The following is a 12,903-nucleotide window of genomic DNA, read 5'->3' as shown; positions in this document are numbered from 1 at the left end:
GACGGACAGCGCCACAGCGCGCGTCTCCCAGCGCATTCCCATGGCAGACGACCCGACTCGTTAGGGAGATAGGCATTTTGCGCGCCGCCACCACCACGCCCGTCGCCATCATCGGCATGTCCTGCCGACTGCCGGGCGGGATCGACTCTCCCCAAGCGCTGTGGGAGGCCCTGCTGCAGGGCAAGGACTTCGTGGGCGAGATCCCCGTCGACCGCTGGGACGCCGACGTGTACTACGACCCGGAGCCCGGCGTTCCCGGCCGATCGGTGAGCCGCTGGGGCGCGTTCCTCGACGACGTGGGCGGTTTCGACGCCGACTTCTTCGGCATGACCGACCGCGAGGCCACCGCCATCGACCCGCAGCACCGGCTGCTGCTGGAGTCGTCGTGGGACGCGCTGGAGCACGCGGGCATCGACCCGACCTCGTTGGCCCGCACCCAGACCGGCGTGTTCGTCGGGCTCACCCACGGTGACTACGAACTGCTGTCGGCGGACACCGGGGCGGCCGAGGGCCCCTACGGCTTCACCGGCACCAGCAACAGCTTCGCCTCGGGCCGGGTGTCCTACGCCCTCGGTCTGCAGGGCCCGGCCGTGACGGTGGACACCGCGTGCTCCTCGGGGCTCATGGCGGTGCACCAGGCCTGCCGCAGCCTGCACGACGGTGAGACCGACCTGGCGCTGGCCGGCGGCGTCGCGATCACGCTGGAGCCGCGCAAGTCGGTCTCGGGCTCGTTGCAGGGCATGCTGTCGCCGACGGGCAAGTGCCATGCGTTCGACGTGCGCGCCGACGGCTTCGTCTCGGGCGAGGGCTGCGTGGTGTTCCTGCTCAAGCGCCTCGACGACGCCCGGCGCGACGGCGACCGCGTGCTCGCGGTCATCCGCGGCACCGCCGCCAACCAGGACGGCCGCACCGTCAACATCGCGACCCCGTCCGAGGAGGCCCAGGTCGCGGTGTACCGCGCGGCGCTGGCGGCCGCGGACGTCGATCCGGCCACGGTGGGCCTGGTGGAGGCGCACGGCACGGGCACCCCGGTGGGTGACCCCATCGAGTACGCCAGCCTGGCCGCGGTCTACGGCACGTCGGGGCCGGCGGTGTTGGCGTCGGTGAAGACCAACTTCGGTCACCTGCAGTCGACGTCGGGTCCGCTGGGCATGCTCAAGGCGATCATGGCGATGCAGCACGCCGTCATCCCGCAGAACCTGCACTTCACCCAGCTGCCGGAGGAGATGGCCGGCATCGAGACCGGCCTGTTCATCCCCGAGACCACCACCCCGTGGCCGGTGGACGGCGAGCACCCCCGCCGGGCGGCGGTGTCGTCGTACGGGCTGTCGGGCACCAACGTCCACGTCGTGATGGAGCAGGCGCCCGCCACCGAAACCACCGAAGCCGCCGAGGACGTCACGCCGCAGCCGGCGGAGGAGCCGCTGCTGTTCCCGGTGTCGGCCACGTCGGTCGAGCAGCTGCGCGTGTCGTCGCGCCGGTTGGCCGACTGGATCGACGCGCATCGCGACAACGGTGCCGGGGCATTGGCGGACCTGGGCTACACGCTGGCGCGTCGCCGCGCCCACAAGCCGGTGCGCACCGCGGTGGCCGCGCAGACCGTCGACGAGTTGGTGGCGGCGCTGCGCGAGGTCGCCGACGGCGACGCCCCCTACGAGCCCGCCGTCGGTCAGGCCGATCGCGGGCCGGTGTGGGTGTTCTCCGGGCAGGGCTCGCAGTGGGCCCGCATGGGCACGCAGCTGTTGGAGTCCGAGCCGGTGTTCGCCGCGACGGTCGCGAAGATCGAACCGATCATCGCCGCGGAGTCCGGGTTCTCGGTCACCGAGGCCATGACGGCCCCGCAGACGGTCACCGGCATCGATCGCGTGCAGCCCACGATCTTCACGATGCAGGTGGCGCTGGCGGAGACGCTGAAGTCCTACGGCGTGGTCCCCGGCGCGGTCATCGGGCATTCGCTCGGCGAGTCCGCCGCCGCGGTGGTCGCGGGTGGGCTCACGCTCGAGGACGGCTTGAAGGTGATCTGCCGCCGGTCGCGGCTGATGAAGCGCATCTCGGGCAGCGGCGCCATGGCGGCCGTGGAACTGCCTGGGCAGCAAGTGCTTTCGGAGCTGTCGATCCGCGGTGTCGCCGACGTGGTGCTGTCGGTGGTCGCCTCGCCCACGTCGACGGTGGTCGGTGGCGACGCCGCGACCATCCGCGAGCTGGTCCAGGCGTGGGAGGCCAAGGACGTGATGGCGCGCGAGGTCGCCGTCGACGTGGCCTCGCACTCCCCGGCCGTCGACCCCATCCTCGAGGACCTGATCGAGGCGCTCGACGACATCGAGCCCCGCAAGCCGGAGATCCCGTACTACTCGGCGACGCTGTGGGATCCGCGTGACCGGCCGTCGTTCGACGGCGAGTACTGGGCCGACAACCTGCGTTACACGGTGCGGTTCGCCGCGGCCGTGCAGGCCGCGCTCGAGGACGGTTTCCGCGTCTTCGGCGAGCTGGCCCCGCACCCGCTGCTCACCAACGCCGTGTCGCAGAACGCCAAGAGCCTGGACATGCCGATCGCCGCGCTGGCACCCATGCGCCGGGAGCAGGAATTGCCAACGGGGCTCAAGGACTTCGTGGCGTCGGTGCACAGCGCCGGTGCCGCCGTCGACTTCGCGACCATCTATCCCGACGGTCGTCTGGTCGACGCGCCGCTGCCCACCTGGACGCACCGCAACCTGCTGTTGAGCCGCGACGACATCGAGGTGGCGCAGCACGGGACGTCGGTGCTCGGCGTGCACCCGCTGCTGGGCGCGCACGTGCACCTGCACGAGGAGCCCGAGCGTCACGTCTGGCAGGGCGAGGTGGGCACGCATGCCCACGAGTGGCTGGCGGATCACCAGGTGCGCAACGTCGCCGCGTTCCCCGGTGCGGCGTACTGCGAGATGGCGCTGGCCGCCGCGCGTACCGCCCTCGGCGACGACGCCGACGTGCGGGACGTCCGCTTCGAGCAGATGCTGCTGCTCGACGAGCAGACGTCGATCTCGGCCAACGCGACCGTCACCGCTCCCGGCACGCTGTCGTTCGCGGTGGAGACGTTCGCCGAGGGTGAGCGGGCCCGTCGCGCCGCGGCCGTGCTGCACGCCGGCGCCGCCGGTGACGTCCCGCCCGCCCAACACGACCTGGAGGCACTGCTCGAAGCGCATCCGCACGCCTTCGACGGTGGCGAGCTGCGCGACGTGTACGCCGGCGTCGGCATCCAATACGGGCCCGCCTTCGGTGGTCTGGCGGCGGCCCGCACGGCCGATCCGGCCACCGGCGAGGTCACCACGGTGCTCGCCGAGGTGGCACTGCCCGCGACCATCCGTTCGCAGCAGTCGCACTACGGCACGCACCCGGCGCTGCTCGACGCCTGCTTCCAGTCGGTGATCGTGCACCCCGACGTGCAGAAGGCGGCGGCCGGTGGCGGTCTGCTGCTGCCGATCGGCGTGCGTCGGCTGCGGCTGCACCAGCCCACCCGCAACGCGCACTACTGCCTCACCCGCGTCACGTCGTGGCGTCTCGGCGAGGCGGAGGCCGACCTCGAGGTGCTCGACGCCGACGGCCACGTGCTGCTCAGCGTCGAGGGCCTGCGGCTCGGTGGCGGGGCCTCGCCCGCCGAGCAGGCCAACCGCACGCTGTCGGAGCGGCTGCTCACCATCGAGTGGGAGCCCCGGGAGCTGCCCGAGGAGAACAAGTCCGAGGTGGGCACCTGGCTGCTGGTCACCACCGGCGACAGTGTTGCGCCGCTTGCGGATTCGCTCACGGCGGCGCTGACGGCCGACGGCGCGACGTGCGCCACGGTGGCGTGGCCGCTGCCCGACGGTGCCGGGCTGGCATCGCAGCTGGGCAGCGCCGTGTCGAGTGGTTCGCGCGCGGTGGTGGTCCTCACCGGCGCCGGTCGCGGTGAGCCCATCGAGAAGGGCCGCGACAACGTGGCCGCGCTCGTCGAGATCGCGCGCGGGCTGGCCGATCTGCCGGGCGAGGCGCCGCGCCTCTACGTCGTGACCCACGGTGCGGCAGCGGTTCTCGACGGGGAGGCCCCCAACCTGGAGTTGGCGGGGCTGCGCGGTCTGCTGCGCGTCGTCGACGCCGAGCACCCGCACCTGAGCACCACGCAGGTGGACCTCGACGACGACACCGATCCGGAACGGCTCGCCCAGCAGTTGCTCGGCGGCTCGCCCGAGGACGAAACCGCCTGGCGCAACGGCGATTGGTACACGGCGCGGCTGCGTCTGGGACCCCTGCGCCCCGAGGAGCGTCGCACCACCACCGTCGATCACGAGACTGGCGGCATGAAGCTGGAGATCCGTAATCCCGGTGACGTCGAGTCGCTGGAGTTCACGGCGTTCGACCGCACGCCGCCGGGCCCCGGTGAGATCGAGGTGGCCGTCGTCGGCTCGAGCATCAACTTCGCCGACGTGCTGGTGGCGTTCGGGCGCTACTCCACGTTCGAGGGCTACAAGCAGCAGCTCGGCATCGACTTCGCGGGTGTGGTCACCGCGGTCGGCCCGGACGTCACCCATCACCGGGTGGGCGACCGCGTCGGCGGCATGTCCCGCAACGGCTGCTGGGCCACGTTCGTGACGTGCGATGCGCGCCACGCGGTCACGGTGCCCGACGCGATCGACCTCGCGGATGCGGCGGCGGTGCCCACGGCGTCGGCCACGGCGTGGTACGGCCTGGTGGACCTGGCCCGGCTGTCGGCGTCCGACAAGGTGCTGATCCACTCGGGCACGGGCGGTGTCGGGCAGGCCGCGATCGCCATCGCCCGCTCGGTGGGCGCCGAGGTGTTCGCCACCGCGGGTAGCCCGGAGCGGCGACAGCTGTTGCGCGACATGGGGATCGAGCACGTCTACGACTCCCGCAGCACCGACTTCGCCGACGAGATCCGGCGCGACACCGACGGTTACGGCGTCGACGTCGTGCTGAACTCGCTGCCGGGAGCCGCGCAGCGCGCGGGTCTCGAGCTGTTGGCGTTCGGCGGGCGGTTCGTCGAGATCGGCAAGCGCGACATCTACGGCGACACCCGGCTGGGCCTGTTCCCGTTCCGGCGCAACCTGAGCCTGTACGCCGTCGACCTCGCGTTGATGACGCACAGTCATCCCGACGTGGTGCGCGCGCTGCTCACCACCGTCTACGAGAAGACGGCCGACGGCACGCTGCCCATGCCGCACACCATGCACCACCCGATCCACGACGCCGCCGCGGCGGTGCGCCTGGTCGGCGGTGCCGGGCACACCGGCAAGGTGGTGCTCGACGTGCCACGCAAGGGTCGCAGCGTCGCGGTGCTGCCGCCCGAGCAGGTGCATCCGTTCCGGGCCGACGGCGCCTACGTCGTCACCGGCGGCATGGGCGGGCTGGGCCTGTACCTGGCCGACGAGATGGCGAAGGCGGGCGCCGGCCGCATCGTGCTCAACGCGCGTTCGGAGCCCAAGCCCGACGCGTTGGAGGCCATCGAGCGGATCCGCGGCAGGGGAGCGACGGTCGAGGTGGTGCGCGGTGACATCGCCGAGCCCACCACGGCGAAGCTGCTCATCGAGGCCGCCACGGCGACGGGGTTGCCGGTGCGGGGCGTGCTGCACGCCGCCGCGGTCGTGGAGGACGCGACGCTGACCAACGTCACCGAGGACCTCATCGACCGCTGCTGGTCGCCGAAGGCCTTCGGGGCGTGGAACGTGCACCAGGCCACGCTCGACCAGCCGCTGGACTGGTTCTGCTCGTTCTCCTCGGCGGCCGCGCTCGTCGGCTCGCCGGGGCAGGGTGCGTACGCGGCGGCCAACAGCTGGCTCGACGGGTTCGCGCACTGGCGGCGGGCCAAGGGCCTGCCGTCGGAGGCCATCGCGTGGGGCGCGTGGGCCGAGGTCGGCCGCGCCACCGCGCTGGCCGAGGACTCGGGTGCGGCCATCGCGCCGGAGGAGGGCTTCCGTGCGTTCGACGCGATGCTGCGTCACGATCGGGCCTACACCGGTTACGCGCCGCTGATGGGGTCGCCGTGGCTGACCTCGTTCGCGCAGCGCAGCAAGTTCGCCGAGGCGTTCGGCGAGAGCGGCACCGGCGGCAAGGACACCGGCAAGTTCCGCGCGGAGCTGGCGGCCCTGCCGCGGGAGGAGTGGCCCAGCACCGTGCGTCGCATGGTCAGCGATCAGATCAGCCTGCTGCTGCGTCGCACCATCGACCCGGACCGGCCGCTGTCGGACTACGGGCTGGACTCGCTGGGCAATCTCGAGCTGCGCACGCGCATCGAGACGGAGACGGGGATCCGGATCAGCCCCACGCACATCACGACCGTGCGTGGTCTGGCCGATCACCTGTGCGAAGAACTGGCGGCCGCCGACGGGGTGGCGACCACCTGATGGCAGTCTGTTGGCGGCATCGGGGCAGGGGTGAGGCGAGGAGACGACGATGGTGCAAGTAGGGCCCTTGGCGGTGGGGACGCTGTCCGAATGGTCGCCGACGGCGGGCAAGGCGATCATCTGGGAGCCCACCGCGTCGGCGCTCGAGGCGGCCGCCCGTGCGCCTCTGTCCGACGTGCCGGTGAGTTACATGCAGGCACAGCACATTCGGGGACACCTGGATCAGCAGAGCAAGGGTTTGGACTACTCGCGGTTGATGATCGTCAGCTGCGACGCCCCCGGCCACTGCGACGTGCGGGCCATGACCTACGTCATCAACCAGCACCTGCGCAGGCACGACACGTATCGCAGTCGCTTCGTGCTCGCCGAGGACGGTCGGACGATCCTGCGGCACGGCATCACCGATCCGGACGACATCGAGTTCAAGGCCCGGCGACTGGGTGCGCTGACGGTCGAGGAGGCTCGCGAACTGGTCGTGAGCACCCCGGATCCGTTGCAGTGGGACTGCTTCCGCTACGGCATCATCCAGGCCGACGATCACTTCACGTTCTTCGTGAGCATCGACCACGTCCACGTCGACGCGATGATCGTCGGCTCGACGCTCACCGAGTTCCTGATGATGTACCTGGCGCTGGTGGGCGGCAACCCGCCCATCGCGCTACCGCCCGCGGGCAGCTATGACGCCTTCTGCCGCAAGCAGCAGGTGTTCACCGACGGCCTCACGGCGCAGACCCCGCGCGTGCGGGCCTGGACCGAGTTCGCCGAGGCCAACGACGGCAGCATGCCGTCGTTCCCGCTGCCGCTGGGCGATCCGTCGGTGCGCGTCGACGCCGACATCGTGACCATGCGGATGATGGACGAACGTCAGACCGCGCGCTTCGAGAGTGCGTGCACGGCCGCGGGTGCCCGCTTCATCGGTGGCGTCTTGGCCTGCAGCGCGCTGGCCGAGCACGAACTCACCGGTGCCGACACGTACTACGGCCTGACGCCCAGCGATACCCGCAAGACCGAACTCGACGTCATGACGCAGGGCTGGTTCACGGGGCTGGTGCCGGTGACGGTGCCCATCGCGGGCGCGGCGTTCGGGGATGCGGCCAGGGCAGCCCAGGTCTCGTTCGACACCGGCCTGGACATGGCCGAGGTGCCGTATGACCGCGTGCTGGAGATCGCGCCGCACCTGAGCAAGCCGCGACCCGACTTCCCGGTGGTCAACTTCCTCGACGCGGGTACGGCTCCGCTCTCGGCGCTGCTCACCGCGAACCTCGACGATCTCAACATCGGCATCTACAGCGACGGCCGGTATTCCTACCAGCTGTGCATCTACGTCATCCGCGTGGCGAAGGAGACCGCCGTGGCGGTCATGTTCCCGGACAACGAAGAGGCGCAGAAGTCGGTGGCGACGTATCTCGAGGCGCTGAAGTCGGTCTTCGAGCGCGTCTCCGAGCGTGGTCATTGGCGTTACGTCGCGTAACCGCGGCGTTCGTCTGAGCCGAGCACGACTCGGCAGAAACAAGGGGTAGCAACATCTTTGGTCGGCTAGGCGAGGTCGTGGCACGGTGGCCGTGGCTCGTCATCGGGTTCTGGGCCGTGCTCGCCCTGGTGTTCCCGCTCACCATCCCGTCGCTGGCGGAGATGTCGGAGCGCAATCCCATCGCGGTGTTGCCCGCCGACGCGCCGTCGTCGATCGCGACGCGCGAGATGACGCAGGCGTTCCGGGAGGCGGGTTCGGAGAACGTCCTGGTGGTGCTGCTGACGCACGACGACGAGTCGAAACCCCTGACGCCGCCGGACGAGCAGACCTACCGCACCCTGGTGGATCGACTGCGCGCGGACACCGACGACGTGGTGATGCTGCAGGACTTCGTCAGCACGCCGCAGTTGAAGCAGACGTTGTCCAGCGAGGACGGCAAGGCGTGGATCCTGCCCGTCGGCCTCGACGGGGAACTCGGAACGCCCGAGGCCTACGGGGCGTTCCAGCGGGTGTCGGACATCGTCGACCACGCCACCGACGGCACGACGCTCACGGCGCACCTCACGGGGCCTGCGGCCACCGTCGCCGACCTGACGGCCGCCGGGGCCGCCGATCGGCTGCCCATCGAGTTGGCCATCGCGGTGATGCTGCTGATCATCCTGGTGATCGTCTACCGCAACCCGGTGACGATGTTCCTGCCGCTGCTGGCCATCGGCGCGTCGTTGATGTCGGCGCAGGCCGTGGTGGCATTGGTGTCGCTGGTGACCGGGCTCGCCATCTCGAATCAGACCATCGTGCTGATGAGCGCGATGATCGCCGGCGCGGGAACCGATTACGCGGTGTTCCTGATCGCCCGCTATCACGACTACGTGCGGCTCGGGGAAGATCCGGTGCGGGCCGTCAAGCACGCCATGCAGTCGGTGGGCAAGGTGGTCGCGGCGTCGGCCGCCACCGTCGGCATCACGTTCCTGGGCATGGGGTTCGCGAAGCTCGGGGTGTTCTCGACGGTCGGCGTGGCGTTGGCCATCGCGATCGGCGTGGCGTTCCTGGCGGCGGTGACGCTGCTGCCGGCCGTGTTGGTGCTCACCGGGCCGCGCGGCTGGGTGGCGCCGCGCGCCGAGCGCATGTCGGAGTTCTGGCGGCGCATGGGCATCCGGATCGTGCGCAGGCCCAAGACGCATCTGGTGGCGAGCCTCGGGGTGCTGCTGGTGTTGGCGTCGTGCGCCGGGCTGGTGCACTTCAACTACGACGACCGCAAGCAACTGCAGGCGTCGGCCGACAGCTCGGTGGGATACGCCGCGCTGGATCGCCACTTCTCGGTCAACGAGACCATCCCGATGTACCTGTTCATCCAGTCGTCGCAGGACCTGCGCACGCCGGGGGCGCTCGCCGACCTCGAGCAGATGGCGCAGCGCGTGGCGCAGATCCCGGGCGTCGCCATGGTCCGCGGCGTCACGCGGCCGACGGGCGAGTCGCTGGAGGAGGCCAAGGCCACCTATCAGGCCGGCGAGGTGGGCAACCAGCTCGGGGCGGCGTCGTCGACCATCAACGGGCGGTCGAAGGACCTGAACCGCTTGGCGTCCGGCGCCGATCAGCTGGCCGACGGACTGGGCGACGCGCGCGGTCAGATCAACAATGCCGTGGGCGGCATCCGCGGTCTGGTGGACTCACTGGCCGCCATCCAGGGGCAGTTCGGCGGTGGCATGACGCTGGGGCAGTTGGGCGACAGCGCCAAGCTGATCAAGGGCATGCGCACGCTGGGCGAGCTGCTGCAGCGCAACTTCGGAACGCTGTCGGCGGACTTCTCGTGGATCGATCCGGTGATCGTGGCCCTGGACGCCAGCCCCACCTGCAACGTCAACCCGCTGTGCATCACGGCCAGGGGCCAGTTCGTGCGGCTGCAGGCCGCCAGGGACAACGGTTCGCTGGATCGCATCGTGGAGTTGGCGAACCAGTTGCAGCAGGCGGGACCACTCGACAAGCTGGGTGACACCGTCGAGGGGCTCACCAAACCGCTGCAGTCGGCGATGACGTCGCTGAACAAGCTGGGGCTGAGCGATCCGCGGACGGCGCGCTCGCAGATCGCCACGGTGCAAAAGGGTGCCAACGACCTCGCCAGCGCCAGCCGCCAGGTGGCCGATGGGGTCACGCTGCTGGTGAGCGAGACGCAGCGGATGGGCCTGGGGCTGAGCCAGGCGTCGGAGTTCCTGATGTCGATGGGGCAGGATGCGTCGCGGCCGTCGATGGCCGGGTTCAACGTGCCGCCGCAGGTCCTGGAGACCGACGACTTCAAGAAGATCGCGCAGATCTTCATCTCGCCCGACGGGCATGCGGCGCGCTACTTCATCCAGACGGATCTCAACCCGTTCAGTACGCAGGCGATGGATCAGGTGAATCAGATCCTGGACACCGCCCGTGGCGCGCAACCGAATACGTCGCTGGCGGACGCGAAGATCTCGATGTCGGGTTATCCGGTGACGCTGCGGGACACGCGTGACCTGTACGACCGCGATCTGACGATGATCATCGTGGTGACGATCATCGTGGTGCTGCTGATCCTCATGACGCTGCTGCGGTCGGTGGTGGCCCCGCTCTACCTGGTGGGATCGGTGATCCTGTCCTACCTGTCGGCGGTGGGTATCGGCGTGCTGGTGTTCCAGTACCTGCTTGGCGACGAATTGCATTGGAGCGTGCCTGGTTTGGCGTTCGTGGTGCTCGTCGCCGTCGGCGCGGACTACAACATGCTGCTGGCGTCGCGGTTGCGCGACGAGGCGCCGCACGGGATGCGCTTCGGCGTCATCCGGACGGTGCGGTCGACGGGCGGGGTCATCACCGCGGCGGGGCTGATCTTCGCCGCGTCGATGTCGGGTCTGCTGTTCTCGAGCATCGGCACGGTGGTGCAGTCGGGGTTCGTGATCGGCGTGGGCATCCTGTTGGACACGTTCGTGGTGCGCACCATCACGGTGCCGGCGATCGTCACGTTGATGGGTCGGGTCAGCTGGTGGCCCAGCAAGCCGTGGCTGCGCGCCACCGAGTCCGACGTGCCGCCCCCGGGCAAGCAGCGCACGGTGTTCGACAAGGTGTAGGGCAGGCGCGCCGCGGGCCGAGACGCACGTCTCGTCGCGGGCGCGCACCCGCCGAGCCGCCCTACGTCAGGGCAGGGGACCCAGGACGTCGCGGATGGTGGCGAAGGTGCCCTCGATCTGGTTGCGCGTGCCGTCGTCGAGGACCGCGATGGGATCCATGCCGTGCACCGGATCGACGGACACGGGGCGCGCAGCAGGGTTGTCGTAGCGCGAGTACCCCGCGTCGACGATGGGCTGCAGCACCGAGTCGATCGAGTCCACGAAGCCCGGCGACAGCCCGATGTAGCGCAGCGGCAGCGTCATCGGAAGGTGGTTGACCGGGATCAGGTAGGTGGTCTCGGTGGCGCCCTTGGAGTTGACCGTGGTGCGGATGTTCTGCGGCGGCACGTCCTGCGGGCCGGTGAACGCGGCAGGGGTGTGCACGATGGCCGATGCGGCCAGGGCGTTGAGCCCCGAGATCACGTTGCCCGGGCGGTCGGGGAAGTCGGCCAGCCCGTCGTACGTCGCGACGATCTTGTTCTGGTCGTACTGCGAATCGACCTTCGGGGGCACCGTGTAGTCGATGAACGGGATGTAGTCGCCCGGTTTGAAGATGCCGCGCAGGAAGCTCTGACCGAAACCGTGTTGGCCGATGGGGTTGCCGATCTCGGTGAACGTCAGCTTGTCGGGGGCGGGGGCGTTGGGGTCGTTGGCCAGTCGCACCATCTCCCCGTCGAGGCCCAGCGTGCCCTGCGACAACCCGACGACCGCTCCGGGCTGGTCGCTGGACCGGCCGGCGTCGGAACGCAGCGCCCGGCTCAGGTTGTTGGTGGCCACGGTGGCCGCTTCGCCGATGCTCATGTTGTCCTTCGCCGTGTCCGGCGGCAGGAACATCGACGGCACCCAGGAGAACGGGGCGCCTGCGGGGTAGTCGACGAGGTTGCGCTTGGCGGTGGGGAAGTACTCGGCGCCGGCCCGGTTGGTGTAGTCGTACCAGGGGATGCCGGGGGCGCGGGCACCGCCGAGCGCGTACACCTCCTTGGCGTTCGCGTCGGCGCCGACGGGGATGGGCGCTGGGGCGGGCGGCGGGATCATCGGATCCACCCAGCGCGGTTCTGCGACCGCGACCCCGGTTCCGAGCCCGCCGGCGGCGCCGACGAGTCCCAGCGTGAACAGGCCGGCGAGTGCACGCCTCATCGAATCGCAGTCCTTCCACCCAGCACACGCGTCGCCAAAACCTTGATCGCGACGACGGTTTCGCACCCCACGGTACTGCACGACGAGCCTCGGCGCGGGGCGGCACCCGGGCCCGGTGACACCTGTCAGATTCCTGCCAGGCCCACGCCGATCAGGACGCCCCCGAAGAGGCCCAGCAAAGCGGCCACGTCGCGGCGTCGGCGGGACCGCAGCCAGGCGTTCAGGGTGGTCATGGTGGCGAGGGTGCGCTGCGGCGCCAGCAGATAGGCCACCAGCGGCACCTCGACGAGTGCGAACGCCACGACGTGGAAGATCAGCAGCGCGGCGAACTGCGTGGTCGCCGTCGTTCCCGAGGCGAGGATGACGGCCAGCACCGCCAGGTAGTCCACCGACGGCAGCGCGATGCCCAAGCCCGCGGCCGCCGCGACCCACAGGGAGCGCCCGTCCAGCAGGCGGGCCCGCAGCGTGGCCACCCGGCCCTGGGGACGGGGCTCGGCAGGGGTCGCGCGGCCCCGGGTGACGGCCACCTGGATGGCCATGAACGCGGCCACCACCAGCGCGAGCGCCCCGATCGCGATCTGCACCATCGGCAGGCTGAACTCCGAGGCCGAGGGCAGCCTCGGCTGGATGAGGAACAGCACGGTCACGCCGACCGCCAGGCCCATTGCGTAGCCGCCGCACAGGAACGCGAACATCTGCAGGACCGGCCGCGGTCGGTTGAGCATCAGCACGGCCATCCCGATCCGGAACGGTTCGAGGCAGACGGCGACGGCCATCACCAGCAGGGTGAGCCACATGGGGA

Annotated in this window: 5 protein-coding genes; 3 read left to right on the top strand and 2 right to left on the bottom strand. The window is 70.3% G+C overall.

Annotation, left to right across the window (positions count from 1 at the left end):
- Window positions 1-77 precede the first annotated feature (77 nt).
- The 3 genes from pks2 (at window position 78) to AC30CM_RS07810 (ending at window position 10,925) form a co-directional block, all read left to right on the top strand.
- Window positions 78-6,368: a sulfolipid-1 biosynthesis phthioceranic/hydroxyphthioceranic acid synthase gene (pks2, locus tag AC30CM_RS07820; RefSeq protein WP_490116278.1), complete on the top strand. Its 6,291-nt coding sequence runs from the start codon at window positions 78-80 to the stop codon at window positions 6,366-6,368.
- Window positions 6,369-6,417: 49 nt separating this feature from the next.
- A complete protein-coding gene (locus AC30CM_RS07815) occupies window positions 6,418-7,839 on the top strand; it encodes a condensation domain-containing protein (RefSeq protein ID WP_490116277.1) in 1,422 nt (473 codons plus the stop codon).
- A 77-nt stretch (window positions 7,840-7,916) separates the two neighbouring features.
- On the top strand, window positions 7,917-10,925 hold the full coding sequence (locus AC30CM_RS07810) for an MMPL/RND family transporter (RefSeq protein WP_490116276.1): 3,009 nt from the start codon (window positions 7,917-7,919) through the stop codon (window positions 10,923-10,925).
- Window positions 10,926-10,991: 66 nt separating this feature from the next.
- On the opposite strand, the gene AC30CM_RS07805 is transcribed toward AC30CM_RS07810, so the two are convergent.
- Window positions 10,992-12,101 (bottom strand): PE-PPE domain-containing protein, encoded by a 1,110-nt coding sequence (locus AC30CM_RS07805; RefSeq protein ID WP_490116275.1) that lies wholly within the window; start codon window positions 12,099-12,101, stop codon window positions 10,992-10,994.
- A 125-nt stretch (window positions 12,102-12,226) separates the two neighbouring features.
- Window positions 12,227-12,898 (bottom strand): GAP family protein, encoded by a 672-nt coding sequence (locus AC30CM_RS07800; protein ID WP_490116274.1) that lies wholly within the window; start codon window positions 12,896-12,898, stop codon window positions 12,227-12,229.
- Between the last annotated feature and the right edge of the window lie 5 nt (window positions 12,899-12,903).

Source organism: Mycobacterium sp. DHQP2018-32-09 (genome assembly GCF_058148405.1).
The sequence above is the reverse complement of the archived record's forward strand: the minus strand, read 5'-3'. Positions and strand labels throughout refer to the sequence as shown.

Excerpts from the sequence above, each read along its gene's own strand:
- AC30CM_RS07815 (WP_490116277.1), top strand. The coding sequence starts at position 6,418 with ATGGTGCAAGTAGGGCCCTTGGCGGTGGGGACGCTGTCCGAATGGTCG.
- AC30CM_RS07805 (WP_490116275.1), bottom strand. The coding sequence starts at position 12,101 with ATGAGGCGTGCACTCGCCGGCCTGTTCACGCTGGGACTCGTCGGCGCC.
- AC30CM_RS07800 (WP_490116274.1), bottom strand. The coding sequence starts at position 12,898 with ATGTGGCTCACCCTGCTGGTGATGGCCGTCGCCGTCTGCCTCGAACCG.